Annotated in this window: 15 protein-coding genes and 3 tRNA genes; 8 read left to right on the top strand and 10 right to left on the bottom strand. The window is 60.2% G+C overall.

The features are described from left to right. Positions 1–48 precede the first annotated feature (48 nt). The 5 genes from NAT23_RS00320 to NAT23_RS00300 form a co-directional block, all read right to left on the bottom strand. Positions 49–867, bottom strand: coding sequence for an ABC transporter ATP-binding protein (locus NAT23_RS00320; protein WP_251924587.1), 819 nt, complete (start codon positions 865–867; stop codon positions 49–51). Further along, the gene (locus NAT23_RS00315) at positions 855–1,703 is read right to left on the bottom strand and encodes an ATP-binding cassette domain-containing protein (protein ID WP_251924586.1); all 849 of its coding nucleotides are present in this window, start codon (positions 1,701–1,703) and stop codon (positions 855–857) included. The genes NAT23_RS00320 and NAT23_RS00315 overlap by 13 nt, the downstream gene beginning before the upstream one ends. A 277-nt stretch (positions 1,704–1,980) precedes the next feature. Continuing rightward, positions 1,981–2,056, bottom strand: a tRNA-Asn gene (locus NAT23_RS00310). Between the two features lie 25 nt (positions 2,057–2,081). Continuing rightward, positions 2,082–2,157, bottom strand: a tRNA-Asn gene (locus NAT23_RS00305). A gap of 88 nt (positions 2,158–2,245) precedes the next feature. After that, a tRNA-Met gene (locus NAT23_RS00300) sits at positions 2,246–2,322 on the bottom strand. Between the two features lie 225 nt (positions 2,323–2,547). Between NAT23_RS00300 and betI the strand changes: the two genes are divergently transcribed. From betI to NAT23_RS00265, 7 genes are all read left to right on the top strand, one after another. Beyond that, on the top strand, positions 2,548–3,189 hold the full coding sequence (gene betI, locus NAT23_RS00295) for a transcriptional regulator BetI (protein ID WP_251924585.1): 642 nt from the start codon (positions 2,548–2,550) through the stop codon (positions 3,187–3,189). A gap of 15 nt (positions 3,190–3,204) precedes the next feature. Then, a complete protein-coding gene (gene betB, locus NAT23_RS00290) occupies positions 3,205–4,674 on the top strand; it encodes a betaine-aldehyde dehydrogenase (RefSeq protein ID WP_251924584.1) in 1,470 nt (489 codons plus the stop codon). 93 nt (positions 4,675–4,767) lie between these two features. After that, complete coding sequence (gene betA, locus NAT23_RS00285) at positions 4,768–6,456, top strand: choline dehydrogenase (protein WP_251924583.1); 1,689 nt, start codon at positions 4,768–4,770, stop codon at positions 6,454–6,456. A gap of 162 nt (positions 6,457–6,618) precedes the next feature. Further along, positions 6,619–9,078 carry an acyl-CoA dehydrogenase gene (locus NAT23_RS00280; protein ID WP_251924582.1) on the top strand — a complete coding sequence of 820 codons (2,460 nt, stop codon included), beginning with the start codon at positions 6,619–6,621 and terminating at the stop codon, positions 9,076–9,078. Between the two features lie 172 nt (positions 9,079–9,250). Beyond that, the gene (locus tag NAT23_RS00275; RefSeq protein ID WP_251924581.1) at positions 9,251–10,462 is read left to right on the top strand and encodes an efflux RND transporter periplasmic adaptor subunit; all 1,212 of its coding nucleotides are present in this window, start codon (positions 9,251–9,253) and stop codon (positions 10,460–10,462) included. An 11-nt stretch (positions 10,463–10,473) separates the two neighbouring features. After that, entirely contained in the window at positions 10,474–13,590 is a 3,117-nt protein-coding gene (locus tag NAT23_RS00270) for a multidrug efflux RND transporter permease subunit (protein ID WP_251924580.1), read from the top strand. Further along, entirely contained in the window at positions 13,587–16,664 is a 3,078-nt protein-coding gene (locus NAT23_RS00265; RefSeq protein WP_251924579.1) for an efflux RND transporter permease subunit, read from the top strand. Before NAT23_RS00270 ends, NAT23_RS00265 begins: the two co-directional genes overlap by 4 nt. 153 nt (positions 16,665–16,817) lie before the next feature. On the opposite strand, the gene NAT23_RS00260 is transcribed toward NAT23_RS00265, so the two are convergent. Further along, the gene (locus NAT23_RS00260; protein WP_251589446.1) at positions 16,818–17,357 is read right to left on the bottom strand and encodes a GNAT family N-acetyltransferase; all 540 of its coding nucleotides are present in this window, start codon (positions 17,355–17,357) and stop codon (positions 16,818–16,820) included. 219 nt (positions 17,358–17,576) lie between these two features. On the opposite strand from NAT23_RS00260, the gene NAT23_RS00255 reads away from it, so the two are divergent. After that, on the top strand, positions 17,577–18,311 hold the full coding sequence (locus NAT23_RS00255; RefSeq protein ID WP_251924578.1) for a glycerophosphodiester phosphodiesterase family protein: 735 nt from the start codon (positions 17,577–17,579) through the stop codon (positions 18,309–18,311). Between the two features lie 95 nt (positions 18,312–18,406). Here NAT23_RS00255 and trpC read toward each other — a convergent pair whose 3' ends face one another. The 4 genes from trpC to trpE form a co-directional block, all read right to left on the bottom strand. Further along, positions 18,407–19,204 carry an indole-3-glycerol phosphate synthase TrpC gene (gene trpC / locus NAT23_RS00250; protein ID WP_433962185.1) on the bottom strand — a complete coding sequence of 266 codons (798 nt, stop codon included), beginning with the start codon at positions 19,202–19,204 and terminating at the stop codon, positions 18,407–18,409. Beyond that, entirely contained in the window at positions 19,197–20,228 is a 1,032-nt protein-coding gene (trpD, locus tag NAT23_RS00245; RefSeq protein ID WP_251589443.1) for an anthranilate phosphoribosyltransferase, read from the bottom strand. The genes trpC and trpD overlap by 8 nt, the downstream gene beginning before the upstream one ends. 35 nt (positions 20,229–20,263) lie before the next feature. Beyond that, the gene (locus NAT23_RS00240) at positions 20,264–20,896 is read right to left on the bottom strand and encodes an anthranilate synthase component II (RefSeq protein WP_491015945.1); all 633 of its coding nucleotides are present in this window, start codon (positions 20,894–20,896) and stop codon (positions 20,264–20,266) included. A 235-nt stretch (positions 20,897–21,131) separates the two neighbouring features. Further along, positions 21,132–22,616 carry an anthranilate synthase component I gene (trpE, locus tag NAT23_RS00235; RefSeq protein ID WP_251924576.1) on the bottom strand — a complete coding sequence of 495 codons (1,485 nt, stop codon included), beginning with the start codon at positions 22,614–22,616 and terminating at the stop codon, positions 21,132–21,134. Between the last annotated feature and the right edge of the window lie 100 nt (positions 22,617–22,716).

Genomic DNA, 22,716 nt, shown 5'->3' with positions numbered 1-22,716 from the left:
GGTTCGCTCTCCTGTAACTACATCACGTAAAGGGAAAAGATTGGGCATTCATTGCGCGCTTGATCGATACCCCGCCGCGGCATCGATCAGCGCAATCGTTCGCTTGTGGCCCGGCGCATCAAAAAGCTCAGGCGTCGAGCGGTCTTCGATGATGGCGCCGCCATCAAGAATGATCGTTCTCTGGCACAGGCGGCATACCACCGATAGATCGTGGGAAATGAGCAACAGCCCGATGCCGGCCTCGTGATTGAGGCGTTTCAGCACGTCGGTGATGTGGGCCTGCATCGGCAGGTCGAGCCCGCTCAACGGCTCATCGGCCAATAAAAGTTTCGGACGCACGACGATGGCGCGGGCGATCGCCACGCGCTGGGCCTGGCCTCCCGACAGCTCATCGGGCCGACGATCCAGAAACTCCGGCGACAGCCCGACGTGTTCGAGCGCCTCATCGACGCGGGCGGTGTGATCGGCCTCGATCTTGAGCCGCTTGAGCGGCTCGCGAATCAGCGCCCTGACCGTCATGCGCGGATCAAGCGATGACGCAGGATCTTGTGGAATGTATTGAACGGCCCGTCGATACCAGCGCAGCGCCCGCACGGAACCCGGCGTAATGACTTGACCCTCGCAGACGATGCGCCCGGCATCGGCGCGATCAAGGCCCAGCATCATGTTCAAAAGCGTGGTCTTGCCGGCGCCAGAGACCCCGGCAAGCCCGATCAGTTCGCCTGGAAAGATGCTGAAACTGACCGAATCGAGCGTGCGTCGCCGCGTTTTTTTTGTCCAGAACGGCCCCGGGAGCGTCACGGATTTCTCAAGAGCCTCGATTTTGAGCAGTGAGCCGTCATCGTTGAGCTCATTTAGGCCTGACATGCACACCTCGAGCGCGCATCGTCTTTCAAGACCGTGCCTTGAGAAATGGGTAACGCGTGCTCCTTGATTGCCGCGACCAGTGACTTCGAGAACCGGTGCGCGGGCCTGGCCATGATGGCATCAAGCGCGCCCTCCTCGACCAGATGCCCTTCATCGAGAATGACCGCACGCTCACAAAGCTGTGCGGCGGCGCTCATGTCGTGGGAAATGAACAGCAATGAAGGCGTGATCTCAGTACCGGTGCACTCTCTCAAAAGCGTCAGAACCTCCGCCTGGGCGAGTACATCGAGTGCGGTAGTCGGCTCATCGGCAACCAGAAGCGAGGGCCGGCAGGCCAGCGCCAGTGCAAGGCAAACACGCTGACGCTGCCCGCCGGAAAGCTCCCCGGAGCTTCGTTGCACGACCTGCTCAGGCGCCTCGATCCTCATCCGCCCCAACAGTTCAACCGCCGCTTGATGGGCGTCACGCTGGCTCATGCCGTGAAAACGGATAAACGGCGCGCGCAGCTGAGCGCCCACCGTTACCAGCGGGTTCAGGGCCGCCTGGGTGTTTTGAAACACCATGCCGACCCGAGCCGTTTCAGGGCGCTGCATTGCCTTGCGCGCACTGACATCGATGCCGTTGATTCGGATCGCTCCCGAGACCGACGCCCGGGGCGAGGAAAGGCCAAGCAGCGCACGTGCGGTAAGGGATTTTCCCGACCCGGATGGGCCAAGCAGGCACATGCGCTCCCCCACCCCGAGCCGAAAGGTCAGATGATCTACCACCATACGACCGCCCAGATGGATACAAAGATCCTCGACCTCGAGGACCGAGTCGTATGCTGATGATGTCAAAGAAGACTCCCGATGAACCCTGAAAAACGCGAAAACGTTATATCATAACTAAATCGAAAAACGCTACGTGAGCCGACTTAGTCAAAGGTCGTAGCTATCTCGCGACAAAAAGAATCAGGAAAGCGTCATGAGCCATGAAAATGGCGAGAGAACACGCGCCCGGCGTCATTGAAAATGACCCGCACGTTATAGAAAAGGAAAGTACCAAACGTAAAAAAACCGAGACGCAACAATCGTTGGCTCAGTGAAAACAAAAAAGATCATGCGATCTAGAAGATGGCTCCCCGAACAGGACTCGAACCTGTGACCCAATGATTAACAGTCATTTGCTCTACCAACTGAGCTATCGGGGAACAACTTGGTGCAGTGTACGTTAAATGGCTCCCCGAACAGGACTCGAACCTGTGACCCAATGATTAACAGTCATTTGCTCTACCAACTGAGCTATCGGGGAACAACCTTTAAGTACGCGGCGTAGTATAAGGATTTCGAGGAAGAGGTCAACCCTCTTATGTTCCTGAAACGCCATCTCTACGTTGGCGTGGTGGCTACGCCCTGATTCGAACAGGGGACCCCATCATTATGAGTGATGTGCTCTAACCAGCTGAGCTACGTAGCCAACAACGGCGCGCATTTTACACGTTTGATACGATAGTGCAAGCCCTCTTCTACAAGAAAGCTCAAAAATCATGGTATACTAGAGCATCGTCGGCCTGTTTCATCTACGCAACAAGACAACGCCCCAAAAGCCATCTCCTTTTTAAATTGAATGTTCAATAAAAATTGATAGACTCAAGGCGATAAGTGATGAAGTATTTTTTTGACAAGGCTAAGGAGAGCTAACATGCCCAAAGTGGGAATGGAACCTATCCGACGTCATCAACTTATCAATGCCACGATGCAAGCCATCGATGAAGCGGGGCTTGCTGATACGACCATCGCGCGCGTTGCACGAACAGCTGGCGTCTCGACCGGCATCATAAGCCACTACTTTGGCGGAAAGGATGGCCTTCTTGAAGCCACAATGCGCTACGTCCTGTCTGAATTGGGCATTACTATCAGCAAGCGGCGCGCTGCTATCGGCACTCAAGACGCGAGGGCACACCTTAAAGCCATTGTAGAAGCCAATTTTGATTCGACACAGATTAGCCGTTGCGTCATGAAAACCTGGCTGGCCTTCTGGGCGACCAGCATGCATCGGGAAGATCTGATGCGACTACAGCGCGTCAATGATCGACGACTTTATTCAAACTTGTGTTTTCAGTTTCAAAAGCATCTTTCGCGAGACAGCGCCCAAGAGGCGGCTCGCGGCTTGGCAGCACTGATCGATGGGCTTTGGCTCCGAGGTGCCCTGGCGCCTGAGGGGCTGAACACTGCCCGAGCGATTCATATCGCTTTCGACTACATCGATGAAAGGCTGCTAGGTTCTACGACACGCACCGTCGCTTCCAGTTCCCTTAAACACGTAGCAAACAGACATTTATAAATGTGGAGAGCATTCATGAGCGTTTTTGAGACTCAAAAGCTTTACATCGGTGGCAAACAAGTCGATGCCACCTCTGGTGAAACCTTTGAAACGATCAATCCGGCCACCGGCGAAGTACTGGCAACCGTTCAACAGGCCTCACAGGATGACATCGACCGTGCAGTAGAAGCTGCACGTGTGGGTCAAAAAGTATGGGGCGCGATGACCGGCATGGAGCGCTCACGCATTCTGCGACGCGCGGTTGCGATCCTTCGCGAGCGTAACGATGAACTTGCCAAGCTTGAATCCCTCGATACCGGCAAAGCCATGAGCGAAACCACCGCGGTGGACATCGTCACCGGTGCCGATGCACTCGAGTACTACGCAGGCCTTGCCACTGCGGTTGAAGGCGAGCAGATACCCCTTCGCGAAGACTCCTTCGCGTATACCCGCCGTGAGCCGCTCGGCGTTTGCGCGGGCATCGGTGCGTGGAACTACCCGATCCAAATTGCCTGCTGGAAATCGGCACCGGCGCTCGCCACCGGCAACTCCATGGTGTTCAAACCGAGCGAAGTCACACCGCTGACTGCAATGAAGCTTGCCGAGATCTTCGAAGAAGCCGGTCTGCCTGCCGGTGTGTTCAACGTGGTTCAAGGCGATGGCCGCGTAGGCGCGATGCTCACTGAACATAAAGGCATCGACAAGATTTCCTTTACCGGCGAGGTCGGCACGGGCAAAAAGGTCATGGCAGCTTCAGCGTCCTCGTCGCTTAAAGAAGTCACCATGGAACTCGGTGGCAAATCGCCGCTGATCGTTTTCGCCGACTCAGATCTCGACCGCGCGGTCGATGGTGCAATGATGGCCAACTTCTATTCCACGGGTCAGGTCTGCACCAACGGCACTCGCGTGTTCGTCGAACGCAGCATCAAGGACACGTTTGAGGAAAAACTGCTCGAGCGCGTCAAGAACATCAAGGCCGGCGACCCGCTCGACGCCGCGACCAATTTCGGCCCGCTGGTCAGCTTCGAGCACATGGAAAAAGTGCTGTCCTACATGGAGCTCGGCAAGCAGGAAGGCGCGCGCCTTCTGACCGGTGGCAACCGCATGACCGACGGCGACTTCACCAAGGGTGCCTATGTTGAAGCCACGATCTTTACCGATTGCACCGATGACATGCGCATCGTGCGCGAAGAAATTTTCGGACCGGTCATGTCGGTACTGGCGTTCGACGATGAAGAAGAAGTGATTCGTCGAGCAAACGATACCGAGTATGGCCTTGCTGCGGGCGTGTTCACCGAAAGCTTGAACCGTGCCCACCGCGTCATCCATCAGATAGAAGCCGGTATCTGCTGGGTCAATACCTGGGGCGATTCTCCGTCCGAAATGCCGGTCGGCGGCTACAAGCAGTCCGGCGTGGGACGTGAGAACGGACTGGTTACTCTCGGCCACTACACCCGCATCAAATCGGTTCAGATCGAGATGGGCCCGTTCGAATCCGCGTTCTAAGCCCGCCATCGTGAGGCCGGCGCGGCGATGCTGCTCCGGCCACACTTGTCTGAACGAACCGACGACCTGATAAAGATAAAGAGGAATCCCTTTATGGCAGATCGCCAGGAATTCGATTACATCATCATTGGGGCCGGCTCGGCCGGCAACGTGCTTGCCACCCGGCTGACCGAAGACAAGAATGTGACCGTTCTACTACTCGAAGCCGGCGGCCCGGACTACCGGTTCGATTTTCGCACCCAGATGCCGGCAGCACTCGCCTACCCGCTGCAGGGCAAGCGCTACAACTGGGCGTTCGAGACCGACCCGGAACCCCATATGGACAATCGCCGGATGGAGTGTGGTCGCGGCAAAGGCCTTGGTGGCTCATCGCTGATCAACGGCATGTGCTATATCCGCGGCAACGCTATGGACCTCGACAACTGGGCCACCAAACCTGGCCTTTCGGACTGGACCTACGCCGACTGCCTGCCCTACTACCGCAAGGCAGAAAGCCGCGATATTGGTCCGAACGATTATCACGGCGGTGACGGCCCGGTCAGCGTGGCAACGCCCAAGAAAGGCAACAACCCTCTGTTCCACGCCTTCGTTCAAGCGGGTGTGGATGCAGGCTATCCGGAAACCGACGACCTCAACGGCCAGCAGCAGGAAGGCTTTGGTCCGATGGACCGAACCACCACACCGAATGGGCGGCGCGCCTCGACCGCGCGCGGTTACCTCGATCAGGCCAAGGGCCGCGATAACCTGACCATTGAGGTGCACGCAACGACCGATCGCATTTTGTTCGAAGGCAAGCGTGCGGTGGGTGTAGCCTTTGAACAGAAAGGAACGAAGAAAGAAGTCCGAGCACGCAAGGAAGTACTGCTGTGCGCTGGCGCCATTGCGTCACCTCAGATCCTTCAACGCTCGGGTGTGGGCGATCCGCAGTGGCTCAAGGAGCTGGACATCGATGTGGTTCATGAGCTGCCAGGCGTTGGCAAGAACCTTCAAGACCACCTAGAAATGTACATCCAGTACGAATGCAAGAAACCGATTTCGCTCTACCCTGCGCTCAAGTGGTACAACCAGCCCAAGATCGGGCTAGAGTGGATGGTAAAAGGCCAGGGCATCGGCGCCAGCAACCAGTTCGAAGCCGGCGCGTTCATTCGAAGCGACGACAGTGAGCAGTGGCCGAACCTGCAATATCACTTCCTGCCGATCGCCATCAGCTACAACGGCAAGAGCGCGGTCGAGGCCCACGGATTCCAGGCCCACGTCGGCTCGATGCGCTCTAACAGCCGTGGCCGCGTCAAACTGCGCTCAAGGGACCTGCACGCCGCGCCGAGCATCCTGTTCAACTACATGGCCGAAGAACGCGACTGGGAAGAGTTTCGCGCCGCAATCCGTCTGACTCGAGACATCATCAATCAGCCGGCAATGGATGAACTCCGCGGTCCTGAAATTTCGCCGGGCGCCGACGTCACAAGTGATGAAGCCCTCGATGCGTTCGTACGCGAACACGCCGAAACCGCCTATCACCCCTGCGGCACCTGTAAAATGGGCGATGACGAGATGGCGGTGGTCAACAGCGACGGCCAGGTACACGGCATGGAGGGACTGCGCGTTATCGATGCCTCGCTGATGCCCGTGATCGTGACCGGCAACCTGAACGCCACCACGATCATGATGGCGGAAAAACTCGCCGACAAGGTTCGTGGCCGCCAGCCGCTGCCGAAATCCGACGCGCCCTACTTCAAGGCCGACGGCCGCCCGGCACGCAGTACGCCCAAGCGCCAGAGCTGATGCCGTCAGCATACCGACCAAGCCCGCCACGTGCGGGCTTTTTTACGCCTCGTGGTTGCGCGTATTAGAAACTTTATACATCTTTAGCAGGGCTGGTTTCGCGGTCTATCCTCGACTACAGTGCATTCAAACGATCGTTTGATTCGATCCAAGGAGTGCTCTATGACAACCGCCCTCATTTTCGTGGCAACGCTTGGCTTAAGTCTATGGATGATGGCCCGCGAGCTCGGCGTCAAACCCCAAATAGCGCTTTTCTTTGGTGCAGGTGCCCTTGCCCTGGTCCTTCAGTGCTGGGTCATCGGTGTGCTCTGGCTGATCATCGGTTTGGTGCTTGCCTTATGCGGGCTCAAGAACGTACGCCGCCACTGGTTGACCCCTCGCCTGTTTCGGCTGTTCAAGCAGGTTGCTCCGCGGGTATCGCCCACCGAGCGTATTGCGCTCGAAGCCGGCACCGTGCTCTGGGACGGTGAGCTGTTCAGCGGTCAGCCGAACTGGGGGCGGCTTCGCGACCAGCGCCTGCCCGACTTCACCGACGACGAACAGGCCTTTCTGGACAATCAGTGCTCGGTGGCCGCCAGCATGTGCAACGCCTGGGAAATATCCCGCGAGCGTGCCGACCTCCCGCCCGAACTCTGGGAGTACCTGAAGAAAGAACGCTTTTTCGGCATGATCATTCCCAAGGAATACGGCGGTCTCGGCTTTTCGGCGCGAGCGCAGTCGGCGGTGCTTCAAAAGCTCTCGATCGATGAAACCCTGATGGTGACCGTGGGCGTGCCCAACTCGCTCGGCCCGGGCGAGCTCTTGATGAAGTACGGCACCGACGAGCAGAAAAACCACTATTTGCCCCGCCTGGCCGATGGTCGGGAAATCCCCTGCTTTGGCCTGACCGGACCGCGCGCGGGCAGTGACGCGACCTCCATTCCAGACGTCGGCGTTGTCTGCCGACAACTGTTCGACGGCGAAGAACGCCTGGGCATTCGCCTCACCTTCGACAAGCGCTGGATCACGCTCGCCCCGATCGCGACGGTTGTCGGGCTCGCCTTTCGCATGTTCGACCCCGACCACCTGCTCGGCGAGCAGGAAGACATCGGCATCACCTGCGCCCTGATTCCTCGTGAAACCGAGGGCATGGCGATCGGCCGGCGCCACCACCCCATTGGCAGCCCGTTCATGAACGGCCCGATTCGCGGCAAGGACGTGTTTATCCCGCTCGACTGGATCATCGGCGGCCCGGACATGGCCGGCCAGGGCTGGCGCATGCTGGTCGAATGCCTCTCGATCGGGCGCTGCATCACCCTGCCCTCAGGCTCCAGCGGCGAAGGCCGTTACATGGTCGGCCTCGCCGGCGGCTACACCCGCATTCGCCGCCAGTTCAATCAGCCGGTTGCGGAAATGGAGGGCGTTCAGGAAGCGCTGGCACGCATCGCCAGCCGCGCCTACATCGCCCAGGCCGCGGTGATGCACACCGCCAACATGATCGATCACGGCGTAAAGCCAGCGGTGCCCTCGGTCATTCTCAAGACCCACCTGACCGAGATGGCCCGCGAGATCATGATCGATGCCATGGACGTGCACGGCGGCCGCGCCGTCACGCTCGGCCCGCGCAACTACATCGGCCTTGCCTTTGCCGCAACGCCGGTCTTGATCACGGTTGAAGGCGCCAACATCATGGGCCGAAGCCTGATGATCTTTGGCCAGGGCGCCATCCGCTGCCACCCCTACGTTCTGAAAGAACTGGCCGCCAAGGATGAGGACGACCTGATCGGTTTCGATGGCGCCGTGTTCAGCCACCTCGGGTTCGTCGCCGGCAACGCCGCTCGCAGCCTGATCCAGGGCCTTGGGATTTCACGGAAGCATCGGGAATTCGACGCTGTACTTGCCCCGCACGTCAGCGCCATCGACCGTCTGAGCTCGGCCTTCGCCCTGTGCGCCGATGCAGCCATGGGTTCGCTCGGAAGTCAGCTCAAGCGCCGCGAGATGCTCTCGGCCCGGCTTGGCGATGTGCTGTCGAATCTCTATCTGGCATCGATGGTCATCAAACAGGCCGACGAACGAACGCTGGTCGACGGCGAGCGAACGCTTCTGGACTTCAGCCTCATGCGCCTGTTTTATCTGGCCGAAAAGGCGCTGATCGAATTTCTCGGCAACCTGCCGAACCGAACCATGGCCCGCACGCTCAAGGTCATTATCTTCCCGCGTGGCCGCCGCCATCGCCCGCCACAGGACGACGACGCCCGAAGCATCGCACAGGCCATTTCAAGTGATACCCCACTGCGCAGCCGGTTGACCGAGCTGACCTGGGACACATGGGAAGACGGCAACCGGGATAACCCGCTGCAGCGCTACAACAAGCTGCTCGAAGAGATGCCGCGCGCCGAGCCGATCTACCGCAAGCTTCAAAAGGCCTACGCCAAGGGCGAGCTGCCGATGAACAAGCTGCATCCCGAGGAGCGCATCGAAGCAGGCATCGCAAGTGGCCTTTTGACCGACGAGGAAGGCAGCTTCATGCACGCGTTCGAAGCGGAAGTGCTCGACATGCTGACCGTGGACGATTTCGCCTTTGACGGCTTCGCCCTCAACAAGAGCGCCGCCTCGCCCCACTCAACCACGACCCGCACCTGAGATTCGCGACGGCCTCGTGATCGAGGCCGTCGGTTTATCACATTTACGCAGAACTTGCTCAGTTCCCGTTTCCTTCTTGCCTTACGATTCATTACCCTTGATCTTTGCCTGCGCACGCGCTGCTTGTCACTGTCGTGTGTGACCCCGTGCCTTTCGTTTCATAGAGATCGCCATGCCCCATCCCTCATCGCCGTCCACCCTGCGCTCATCTGTCATCTGGCTTGCGCTCCTCACACTCGCAGCACTATTGATCGCTCTTGGCATCTGGCTCTGGCCCGACGGCGCTGATTCGGACTCCGACCAACCGTCCATGCGCCCGACCACCTCGGTCGCCGCCCAGGACGCCACCCAGGGCACCTTCCCGGTGACCGTGGACGCGCTCGGCACGGTCACCTCGCTCAACACGGTCGAGGTTCGCCCGCGCGTTGAAGGCGAGCTGCTGTCAATCGAAGCCAAGGAAGGTCAAAAGGTGGCCAAGGGCGACGTGATCGCACGCATCGACCCCAGAAGCTATCAGGCACAGCTTGAGGAGGCGAAAGGCCAGCTCGCTCAGGACCAGTCCCAGCTAGACACCGCCCGCAAGGACCTTGCCCGCTTTCAGAAACTGGCCGGTGGCAGCTACGTCTCCCAGCAGGATCTCGACACCCAGCGCCAGACCGTAAAGCGCTATGAGGGCGCGGTCCGCGCCGACCGGGCAAGCATCGAGAATGCAGAGGTTCAGCTCGGTTACACCACCATCACAGCGCCTGTCAGCGGCCGGCTCGGCATCCGAAACGTCGACCCCGGCAACATCGTGCAGCTGGGGGACGAAAACCCTATTGCCACCATCACGCAAAGCGCCCCCATCTCGGTGGTGTTTGCCCTGCCATCGAAGTACCGAACCAAACTGACCACCGCCTTCGATCAAGCGCGGCCGCTCATGGCGACCTTGAGCGAGGATGGCGAGGTGATCGCCAAAGGCCAGGTCACAAGCCTCGACAGCGCCATCGACACCGATACCGGCACCCTTCGTCTGCGGGCCCTTTTCCAAAATGAGGACGGGGCGCTGTTTCCCAATCAGTTCGTTGACGTCACGCTGACGCTCGAACGCCTTGATAACGCGGTTATCGTCCCGGCAACAGCGATCCAGACCAAGGACGGCCAGAACTTCGTGTACCGGGTCAAGGAGGATGCGACGGTCGAGCGCCGCCCCGTCACCCTCAGTGCAAGCAATGACCATCAGGCGGCCATCGCACGCGGCATCAAGGCCGGCGATACGGTGGTGGTCGATGGCGTCGACCGTTTGAGCGACGGCGCCGCCGTCAAGGTCGTGAGCCAGGCGCTGCCCGGTGACGACAGCGACGATGGTAACGCGCACGGCACCACCCTGTCCGACAGCCAGTAACGAGCCGACGCATGAACCCTTCCCGACTGTTTATTCAGCGCCCCATCGCCACGTCGCTGGTGATGGCTGCCATCCTGATCGCAGGGCTTCTGGCCTATCGGCTCTTGAGCGTTTCCTCGCTGCCGCAGGTGGATTACCCAACCATTCAGGTCAAGACGCTTTATCCCGGCGCCGGCCCGGATGTCATGCTCTCGAACGTGACCGGGCCGCTTGAAGATGAGCTTGGAGAAATTTCCGGGCTCGACAACATGACCTCGACCAGCACCGGCGGCGCCTCGATCATCACGCTGCGTTTCGGGCTCGACAGCGATATCGGTGTGGCGGAACAGGACGTTCAGGCCGCCCTCAATCAAGCCAACAGCCTGCTGCCGACGGACCTGCCCCGGCCGCCGGCCTACAGCAAGGTCAACCCCGCCGACACGCCGGTGATAACCCTTGCGATCACCTCAAGCGCTCTGCCGCTGACCCGCGTCTACGATCTGGTCGATACCCGAATGGCGCAGAAGCTGTCACAGATCAGCGGCGTGGGTGAAGTGTCCGTGGTCGGCGGCCATCAGCCTGCCGTGCGTGTTCGGGTCGACACTCGAAAACTCGCAGCCCACGGCCTTGATATGGAAGACGTTCGTACCACCATCAATGCCGCCAACGTCAACCAGGCCAAGGGCAGCCTCTACGGCCCCTACCGCACGCTGACCCTCGATGCCAACGATCAGTTGACTTCACCCGAGCAATACGCCGATTTGATCCTCAAGTACGACAATGGCGCCGCGCTCAGGCTCTCAGACGTCGCCCGGATCGGGGAAGGCAGTGAAAACGCCTATCTCGGCGCCTCGGCCAACGGCGAGCCCGCGATCATCATGAACGTCCGCCGCCAGCCCGGTGCCAACGTGATCGAGGTGGTCGACAGCATCAAGCGTCTATTGCCCCAACTCGAGAACACGCTGCCTTCGAACATCACGGTTCAGGTCATGACCGACCGCACCCAGACCATCCGCGCCTCGATCAGCGACGTACAGTTCGAGCTGATGCTGGCGGTGGCGCTGGTGGTGATGGTGACGTTTCTGTTTCTGCGCAATATTCCTGCCACCCTCATTCCAAGCTTTGCCGTTCCGCTGTCGCTGATCGGCACCTTCGGCGTGATGTATCTGCTGGGCTTTAGCCTGAACAACCTGTCTCTGATGGCACTGACGATCGCTACCGGGTTCGTCATCGATGATGCCATCGTGGTGCTTGAAAACATCATGCGCCACATCGAGCAGGGCAAGCGCCCCCGAGAAGCGGCGCTGATCGGCTCGAAGGAAATCGGCTTCACCATTGTCTCGCTGACGGTGTCGCTCCTGGCGGTGCTGATTCCTCTGCTGTTCATGGGGGATGTGGTCGGACGGCTCTTTCAGGAATTCGCACTCACGCTTGCCATCTCGATCGTCATTTCGGCGTTCATCTCGCTCACGCTGACGCCGATGCTCTGCTCGAAGATGCTCAAGCAGGCCCCTGAAAAGACCACAAGCGATACGTCTGACGCCCGACACCGGACCACCCTGTTCGAGCGTCTGAGCCAGGCCTATCAGCGCGCGCTTTTGGTGGTGCTCCGTCATCAGCGTCTGACGCTTGTGGTCGCGGTAGCCACCTTCGGCGTCACGGCACTTTTGTATCTGGCCATTGCCAAGGGACTTTTTCCGACGCAGGACACCGGTGTGATTCGAGGCATTGCGGTGGCCAGCCAAAACACGTCATTCCAGGCCATGCAGGCGCGCCAGCATCAGCTCGCCACGCGGCTTGCCCGCGACCCCGCCGTCAAGAACATCACGGCCTTTTCAGGCATCGACGGCACCAACACCACCCTGAACACCGGGCGGCTTCAGATTCAATTGACCCCGATTCATGACCGCGACGCCTCGATCGGCGACATCATCGCGCGGCTTGAGCAGTCGGTGCGTGACGTACCGGGCGTCACGCTCTACCTGCAACCCGTGCAGGATCTGACACTTGAAGACAGCGTCAGCCGCAATCAATACCAGTTCACACTGAGCAACAGCGACCGCAGCGTACTGGCAGGTGACGTCGACCGGCTGATGGGCACACTCGAAAAAAGCCCCGCCTTCTCAAGTGTCTCGACTGACATGCAAAACCAGGGGCGCAAGCTGATGCTCACCATCGACCGCGACCGGGCGAGCCGCCTCGGCATCAGCGTGGCAGACATCGACAACGCGCTTTACAGCGCCTTCGGCCAGCGTCTGATTTCCACCATTTTCACTCAGGCCAATCAGTATCGGGTCGTTTTAAGCGCCACCCAGCCCCATCAACAGGGGCCCTCGGCCCTGTCGCGCATCTACATCAACAACGACGATGGCGACCGAATTCCGCTGACCACCGTGGTATCGGCCCATGAGACGACAACGCCCCTGTCCATTCAGCGCACCAACCAGTTCCCATCGGCGCTGATGTCATTCGATGTGGCCCCAGGGCACTCGCTGTCCGAGGCGTTTGAGGCCATCGACACCGCCCAGACCTCTGCCGGGCTCGATAGCGGCACGACCCTTGAGTACCGGGGCGCGGCGCTGTCGTTTTCAAGTTCGACGGCCAACACCCTGTGGCTGATTTTGGCCGCGGTGGTCACGATGTACATCGTGCTGGGCGTACTGTATGAAAGTTACATCCATCCGCTGACGATTCTGTCCACCCTGCCTTCTGCCGCCATCGGCGCCCTGCTGGCGCTGATGCTGTCCGGATTCGAGCTGGGCATGGTCGGTATCGTCGGTATCATATTGTTGATCGGTATCGTCAAGAAAAACGCGATCATGATGATTGACTTCGCGCTGGACGCGCAGCGCCGTGACGGCCTGAGCCCGAGCGAGGCCATCTACAAGGCCGCCTGCCTACGCTTTCGACCGATCATGATGACCACCTTTGCCGCCCTTCTCGGGGCACTGCCGTTGATGTTCGCCTCGGGCTACGGCGCCGAACTGCGCCAGCCGCTGGGCATCGCGATGGTCGGCGGGCTCCTGGTCAGCCAGCTGCTGACCCTGTTCACGACGCCTGTGATCTATCTGTTCTTCGACCGACTTTCCGGCGGCGACCCCACCGCGCGCAGGTCGAACACTGACACCACCGAGGAGGTGGCAAGGTGAGCCTGTCATCGCCCTTCATTCGGCGCCCGATCGGCACCCTGCTGCTGTCGCTTGCCGTTATCCTTGCCGGCACGCTGGCCTACTTTCGCCTGCCAGTCGCGCCGCTGCCCAACGTGTCGTTTCCGGTCATTCTGGTCAGCGCAAGCCTCTCCGGTGCAAGCCCTGAAACCATGGCCTCAACGGTGGCCACGCCGCTTGAGCGCTCACTTGGTGAAATTGCCGGCATCGATCAGATGACCTCCTCGAGCTCCCAGGGCTCGACCCGAATCATTCTTCAGTTCGATCTGGACAAGAACGTCGATGACGCCGCCCGCCAGGTGCAGGCCGCCATCAACTCCGCCCAGGCGCTTTTGCCAAGCGCCATGCGAAGCCCGCCGACCTATCGCAAGTTCAACCCGGCCTCGGCGCCGGTCTTCATTCTGGCGCTGACCTCGGACGACATCGATCAGGGCACGCTCTATTCGATCGCCGATGAGCAGGTCGCGCCCAAGATTGCTCAGGTCAACGGCGTCGGCAGCGTCTCGGTCGCCGGCAGCTCGTCACCGGCCATCCGGGTCGATCTCGACCCTGACGCGCTCGATCACTCAGGCATCGCGCTCGACGATGTCGCCACCGCCATTCAAAACGCCAACAGCAATTCCCCCAAGGGGTTTCTGCACAGCGACCGCTACCGCTGGGAAATCGACGCCGACAGTCAGATGTTCGATGTGGCGGGCTACAAAAGACTGGTGCTCAAGGACGACGGCAACGGTCAGATCACCCGGCTGGGCGATGTCGCGACCATCGAAAAAGGCGTCGAAGACCTCTATCGCACAGGCTTTGTCAACGACCGGAAAGCCATCCTGCTGATCGTCAAGACCGTCAGCGGCGCCAATGTGGTTCAGACCATCAGCGACATCAAGGCGCGCCTGCCAGGCGTCGAGCGCGCCCTGCCGCCGGGGGCGAAACTTGCCACCATCATGGACCGCTCCCCCGGCATCAAGGCCTCGCTCAACGAAACCCAGTTCACGCTGATCATCGCGGTAATTCTTGTGGTGATGGTGGTGTTCGTATTTTTAAGAAGCTTTCGCGCCACCCTGATCCCAAGCGCCACGATTCCGGTGTCGGTGCTGGGCACGTTCGGCCTGATGTACCTGCTCGGCTACTCACTCGATAGCCTCTCGCTCATGGCATTGATCGTTGCGATCGGCTTTCTGGTCGATGACGCCATCGTTGTGACCGAGAACATCGCCCGACACATCGAGCGGGGCGAGCCGCCCTTCCGCGCCGCCCTGCTTGGCGCCCGGGAAGTCGGCTTCACCGTGATGTCGATGAGCATCTCGTTGATTGCGGTGTTTATTCCGCTGCTGTTGCTCGGTGGCTTCATCGGGCGACTGTTTCACGAGTTCGCCATGACGCTCTCAATTGCGGTGCTGGTGTCGCTTCTAGTGTCGCTGACACTGACGCCGATGCTCTGCGCGCGCTGGCTTCGCCACGATCCCCAGACCGAGAATCGAGCGCGCTGGAAACGCGCCATCGAACGGCTGGGCGAGTCGATCGCGCGTGGCTATACCAGAACGCTCGATATCGCGCTCAATCATCGATGCCTGACGCTTCTTTCTCTGGTCGCGGTAATCGTTTTCAACGGCTATCTCTATACCGCGATCGACAAGGGACTGATTCCCAATCAGGACACCGGGCGGCTAATGGGCAGCGCTCAGGCCGATCAAAGCATTTCCTACGACGCGCTCACCAACAAGGTCAACGCCGTTCGAACGCGGCTGCTTGCCGACCCCGACGTCGAGCAGGTGCTCGGTATGCTCGGCGGCAGCGGAGGCCCGGGCGGTGGCGGCAGCAGCTCCGTCACGATGTTTGTGACGCTCAAGAAAGACCACGCCGCCTCGACTGACGCCGTCGCCAACCGGTTGAGCGGCATGTTCAAGGATGAACCCGGTCTCAACGTCTACTTTCGGGCCATGCAGGACCTTCAGTTCGGCGGCCGGGAAAGCAACGGCCAGTTCGAGCTGACGCTCAAGAGCGACGACCTTGATGAGCTTGGCGACTGGACCTCGACCGTAAGCGAGGCCATGCGCGAGGTTAAAAGCATCACAAGTGTCAGCAGTGACAGTCAGACGCAGGGGCTTTCAAGCGTCGTGCGCATCGACCGCGACCGCGCCAGCCAGCTCGGCGTGAATGTGGCGATGGTGGATACGCTGCTGCAAAACGCCTTCAGCCAGCATCAGGTCGCAAGCATCTACCAGGGCGTCAATCAGTATTACGTCATCATGGGGCTTGCGCCCGACCACCGGCGCTCGCCGGAGGTGCTGTCGACGCTTCACGTGATTGGCAACGACGGTCAGCGCATTCCGCTCTCGGCCTTTACCCGCATCGAGCGCGGCAACACGCCGGTAAGCGTCAGCCATCAGGGCCAGTTCGCCGCCGCCACGGTCTCATTCAACCTGCGCGAGGGAGTGCCGCTGAGTCAGGCCACGGCCGATATCAATGCACGCCTGGACCAACTGAACCTGCCCACCTCGATTCAGTCGAGCTTCGAAGGCAGCGCGGGCACCTATCAGGACAGCGCGCTGACCATGCCGCTTCTGATTCTGGGCGCGCTTTTGACGGTCTATCTGGTGCTCGGGATCTTGTACGAGAGTTACGTCCATCCGCTGACGATCCTGTCGACGCTTCCTTCCGCGGGCATCGGGGCGCTGCTGCTTTTGATGGTGTTCGGCAAGCCGTTCACCCTGATCGCCGCCATCGGCATCATTTTGTTGATCGGGGTGGTCAAGAAAAATGCCATCATGCTGGTGGACTTCGCGCTCGACGCCGAGCGTCGCCTGGGGCTTTCACCACTGGACGCCATTCGGGAGGCGGCCATCGTTCGCTTCCGACCGATCATGATGACCACGCTCGCCGCGATTCTGGGCGCCTTGCCGCTGGTGTTCGGCACTGATGAAAACGCCGACATCCGCGCACCGCTTGGCATCGCGATCGTGGGCGGGCTGATCGTGAGTCAACTGCTGACGCTCTACACCACCCCGGTGGTGTATCTCTACATGGACAAGCTGCGCCGCAAAAAAGCGAAACACTGATCGAGTGGGTGCGGATGGAGGGACTAGTGGGGATAGACGGAGGGACTAGTGGGGATAGACGGAGGGACTAGTGGGGATAGACGGAGGGACTAGTGGAGATAGATGGAGGGACTTGAGCGCGCCCTAGGCGCGCTCAAGTCATCGAGCCAAGGATCAGGCAGACGCCGGCATCAGCTCGGGGGCGCGCGCAAGCGCATCGGTGAAGCGCTGCTTGTAGGTCTCGAACAGATCGCTCTTGTGCTTGAAGCTTCGAATGATCGCGTCTTCATCAAAGCGTGAGGGCGCCGGTGCATCCCCAAGCGCCGTGACCTTGGCAAGCGCGTTGAAGCCCACGCGGGCCCCGGTGTCGGCGTAGAACCACTTGTTGAACCCAAGCCCGAACAGGAACTGCTCAAGGCGCGGGTCACGTGTTTCGACGCGAAGGCTTGTGGTCGCGGTCAAACGCTCGACCAGCTCACGGGCGTACCCCTTGCCTCGCAGCCGCTCGGGCGTGGCGAGCATCTGAAGCTCGAGCCCATCGCCTTCACTGTCGAGCGCCAGAAGGGCCATGCTCAGAATTTTCTGATCACCGTCAAGCAGCGCCACCACGCGCGCCACCTCGTTATCAATGAACGCGGCAAGCGTTCCGGTGAATACGACCAGCGGCTTGAGCCCCGCTTCCATGCCGTAGACATCAGCGCACAGCTGCGCCACACAACTTTCCCGCGCTGCAGGATCTTTTATTTCGGCCACTCTCATTCGGAGACTCATTGTTGACTGACATACGCCTGTGCCAACGGCACAATGTGGGGCGCAGACTAGCACAGCCGCAGGCCATCGCGCAGTAGCCAGCGAGGGCATATCCGACCAGAACAACTATACTTTGAGCGCGACACCCGTCGTGTCATACACGTTTTCGCAGGACCCCAAATCATGCTCGCTAAATTTATCGCACACCGTGGCTTAAGCGCTCAGGCGCCGGAAAATACCCGAGCCGCCCTCCACGCCGCCGCCGATGCCGGAATAAAATGGGTTGAACTCGATGTACAGTGCCTCGGCGACGGCACACCGGTGATCTGGCATGACAGCCACGTTCGCCGCTGCAGCGATGGTCAGGGCCTTTTGAGCGAGCTCACACTCGATCAGGCCAAGGCCCTCGACGTCGGCGCCTGGTTCGACCCGCGCTTTGAAGGCGAGCGCATGGCAACGCTTGATGAGGCGCTCGACACGCTCAACGAGCGCGGGCTCGGGCTTAATCTCGAATTGAAGATCGGCCAGCAGGAAGACCCGGTCAGTCTGGTCGAGCGTGTTCTTTCAACGGTGCGGGAGAAGGTGCCGGAAGAGCGTCTGCTGCTGTCGAGCTTTTCGATGGACGCGCTCGACCACATTCGAAAGCTGGACGATACCGCCCCGATCGGCATCCTGTTCGATGAAAAGATCCCAAGGAACTGGCACTGGGACGCCGAACGGCTGTCGCCGGTCAGCATTAATGTCGACTGGCGCTACATGAGCGAGGAGCGGGTCAAGGAAATACGGGAAGCGGGCTATCACCTGCTGTGCTTTACCGTTAACCAGCCCGAGGAGTTCGAGCCCTGGTGGGACTTCGGCATCACAGGCGTCATCAGCGATGACCCCTTGAGCTTTCCGGAATTCGACTCCGCCCGCTAGCTCCGTCAGCGACGGCCCACATCCAAAAACGCCCGCAATGCGCGGGCGTTTTTTTAGGCGTCAGACCAAATAAGCGTCAAACCAGGGCATGGCCCCTAGAAAAACAGTCGACGAAGCGCAGCACCCGGGTCGTCGTCACGCATGAAGCTTTCACCCACCAAAAATCCGTTAACGTCGTGGGCCTGCATGCGGTGCACGTCGTCTCGTGTGGCAATGCCCGATTCGGTAATGACCGTCACGCCTTCCGGCACCATCGGCAGCAAACTGAAGGTGGTATTGAGTGTGGTGTCGAACGTGTGCAGGTCACGGTTATTGATGCCGACCAGCTCGAGCTCGAGCGCCAGCGCCCGGTTGAGCTCATGCGCGTCATGCACCTCAACCAGGACATCCATGCTGAGGGCACGAGCCTGATCGTGAAGCGCCTTGAGCGTGTCATCGTCCAGCGCCGCAACGATCAACAGGATGCAGTCGGCACCGAGCGCGCGGGACTCAAGCACCTGATAGGGGTCGACCACGAAATCCTTTCGAAGCACCGGCAGCGCACAGGCGTCCTTCGCGGAGGCCAGATAGTCGTCATGGCCCTGAAAGAAATCGACGTCGGTGAGTACCGACAGGCAGCTCGCGCCGGCGTCTTCATAGGCCCTGGCGATCGCCGGCGGATCGAACTGCTCACGGATCACCCCCTTGGACGGCGAGGCTTTCTTGACCTCGGCGATCACGGCCGGATCACCGGCCAGCATGGTTCGCTCCAGCGCCTTGATGAACCCGCGAGTGGGTGAGCACTGAGCGATGCGCGCCTTGAGTTCGGCCTCACTGACCGCCTGACGGCGTTCGCTCACTTCCTCGCGCTTGCGCGCAATGATTCGTGCAAGAATCGTTGGCAGCTCACTCATCGCCATCTCCTTCGAAGACCGATGTGAAATGCGACAGTTCGCGCATCTTTTCATGGGCAAGCCCGGTGTCCATCGCGTCCTGCGCCATGGCGACGCCCTCCTTGATGGAGCCGGCGATCCCGGACACATAAATTGCAGCGCCTGCGTTGAACGCCACCATGTCGGCGGCGGCGCCTTCGCCCTTGAGGGCCTGCTTGACCATCACCAGGCTCTCATCGACATTATCGACCTTGAGCGCATCCAATGAATGGCGCGGCAAACCGACATCCTCGGGCTCGAGCGTGAAGGTCGTGATGGTACCGTCCTTGAGCTCGGCGACCCGCGAGGTGGCGGCGATGGAAAACTCATCGAGACCATCGGCGGCATGGACGATCAACGCGTGTGTGCTGCCCACGCGCTTCAGGACTTCGGCAAACGGTGCGACCAGTGATTCATCATAGACACCGATGACCTGCTGCTTGGCCCCGCTCGGATTGGTGAGCGGGCCCAGGATATTGAACATGGTGCGAACCCCGAGCGACTTGCGCACCGGCACCGCGTGGCGCATCGCCGTGTGGTGGTTGGGCGCGAACATGAAGCCAACGCCCACTTCCTGCACGCAGCGACCGATTTCCTCCGGCGCCAGATTGAGCGTGATGCCGGCGCGGGCAAGCAGGTCGGCGCTGCCGGAGGTGCTGGAGACGCCCTTGCCACCGTGCTTGGCTACATGGGCACCTGCGGCGGCGGCCACGAAGCTGGACGCGGTCGAGACGTTGAAAAGGCCCGCCCCATCCCCGCCAGTGCCCACGATATCCACGATGTTTTCGGCCTCGATGTGTACAGGCGTCATCAATTCCCGCATGACCTCGACGGCTGCGGTAATTTCATCGGTGCTCTCTCCCTTCATGGCCAGGGCGATCAAGAGCCCGCCCATCTGAACCGGGTCGGCCTCGCCGCTCATCATCTGACGCATGGCCGAGCGCATTTCATCAAGGCTCAGGTCTTCACGCCGGCTTACTCGGGCAATGGCTTCTTTAAGCTCCACGTACACGACTCCCGTTCTTGGATCGAATGAAACGCTCAGGCAATAGCGCGTGTGTCGGCCACCGGCAGGACATCGAGCGGATGCTCCCCCCGGCGCAGAAAGTTTGCCAGCAGCTGATGCCCCTGGTGGGTCAGGATCGACTCGGGGTGAAACTGAACGCCTTCAATATCAAGCGTCTTGTGACGAAGCCCCATGATCTGACCGGGGGTAACGTCATCGTCACCGGTCCAGGCCGTCACCTCGAGACACTCAGGAAGCGTTGCTCTGTCGACCACCAGCGAGTGATAGCGCGTCACTTCCAGCGGATTGGAAAGCCCGTCGAACACGCCGTGACCTTCATGATGGATCAACGACGTCTTGCCGTGCATCACTTCAGGCGCGCGCACGACATCGCCGCCGTACACCTGACCGATGGCCTGATGGCCAAGGCAGACGCCAAGAATCGGCACCTTGCCCGCATAGGCCCTGATCAGATCCATCGAGATGCCCGCCTCGTTCGGCGTGCAGGGCCCCGGGGAGATGATCAAGTGGGTGAACGACGTCTCGGCCACCTCTTCAAGCGTCACCGCGTCATTTCTAAGCGTTGTAACCTCGGCCCCCAGCTCGCCCAGATACTGAACGATGTTGTAGGTAAAGCTGTCGTAATTATCGATCATCAAAACGGACACGTATTATCTCCTTACTCGACAAACGTGCAGGCCACCGCGCGGCGGACACTCATAAAAATGCCGCCTGAGCGGCGGCTTTTTTAGGGTATTCATAGCCTACGAACACACCGGGGCCGCCTCGCGTTAGAAAGGCCACCACGTTGACACTGCGTCGGTGCGTACGTCATTTATCGGCATCATGTACATCATAGTGTGTTGCCCTCACCCACACTGTCAAGCGCAGGAACGCGGACAGTTAGAGGTTGTCGAGGCCCTTCTCGGCCATGGCTACTGCCCGGAACATCGCCCGGCGCTTGTTGAGCGTTTCGTTCCACTCATCATCGGGGTCGGAGTCGGCAACAATCCCGCCACCGGCCTGCACATGAAGCTCGCCACGCTTGATCACGGCGGTGCGAATCGCGATCGACATGTCCATGTTGCCGGACCAGTCCAGATAGCCCACGGCGCCGGAATAGATACCGCGCTTGACCGGCTCGAGCTCGTCGATGATCTCGAGCGCCCGAATCTTCGGCGCCCCCGAGAGCGTGCCGGCCGGAAAGGTCGCGCGCAGCACATCGAGCGGCCCAAGCTTCGGTGAAAGTCTCCCGGTCACGTTCGAAACGATGTGCATGACGTGCGAGTAGCGCTCGATCGACATGTTCTCGGTCAGCTCGACCGAGCCCGGGGTGCTGATGCGCCCCACGTCGTTGCGTCCAAGATCAATCAGCATCACGTGCTCGGCGCGCTCTTTCGGATCAGCCAAAAGCTCCTCGGCAAGCGCCCGGTCCTCTTCAGGCGTTGCACCGCGATGGCGTGTTCCAGCAATCGGTCGCAGCGTGATTTCCTCACCCTCGAGCCGCGCCAGAATTTCCGGGGAGGCGCCAACCACGTGATGATCGTCGAGATTGAAAAAGAACATGTAGGGCGATGGATTCAGGTGGCGAAGCGCTCGGTAAAGATCGAGCGGTGGCGCGCTGAAGGGAATCGACATCCGCTGGGACGGCACGCACTGCATGACATCGCCTGCGCGCACGTAATCCTTGATCCGGGCGACCGCGTCCTTGTAGCCCTGCTCGGAAAAGCTTGCAAAGAAATCGTCCTCGCCGATTTCATCGCGCCCAGTGCCGGGGCTCGAAGCCGACAACACCGCCGCGCGCAGCTGCGCCTCGAGCACGTCGAGCCGCTCTCGCGCCTGTAAAAGCGCGTCAGGCGTTGCAGGGTCTGCGTGCACCAGAAGCGTCAGCTTGCCGGAGAGGTTATCGAAGACCACCACTTCCTCGGCCACCATCAACAAAATGTCCGGCACGTCGATCGGGTCGGGCTTCTCGACGCCTTGAAGCCTGGGCTCGATATAGCGAATGGTGTCGTAGCCGAAATATCCCACCAGTCCGCCTGAAAAGCGCAGATGGTTGTCCTCTTCCGGCGCCTTGAAGCGCTGCCGGAAGGTATCGATCCATTCAAGCGGATCCTCAACCTGAGTGGCGCCAGCGTCGTGGCCGTCAATGATGTGGCGAATGGTGAAACCACGCACTTCAATGCGCTCGCGGCACGGCAACCCGATGATGGAATACCGCCCCCACTTCTCGCCGCCCTGGACGGATTCAAGCAGAAAGGTCCACGGCTCGTTGGACAGTTTCAAATAGGTGGAAAGCGGTGTGTCCAGATCCGCGAGAATGTCGCGCGAAACCGGGATACGGGTATAGCCGGCGTGTGCCAGCTCATCAAAGCGTTCGGGTGTCATGGGGTGACCTCAAGGCAGTTGCGCTGGGCGCATCATTGCAACAAAAAGCCCGGTGGGCTCAAGCGTCGTACGAGGGTGGGCGTCACCATCGCCAGCGTAA

This window comes from Larsenimonas salina (assembly GCF_023736155.1).
In the GTDB taxonomy this organism is placed as follows: Bacteria; Pseudomonadota; Gammaproteobacteria; order Pseudomonadales; family Halomonadaceae; genus Larsenimonas; species Larsenimonas salina.
The sequence above is the reverse complement of the archived record's forward strand: the minus strand, read 5'-3'. Positions and strand labels throughout refer to the sequence as shown.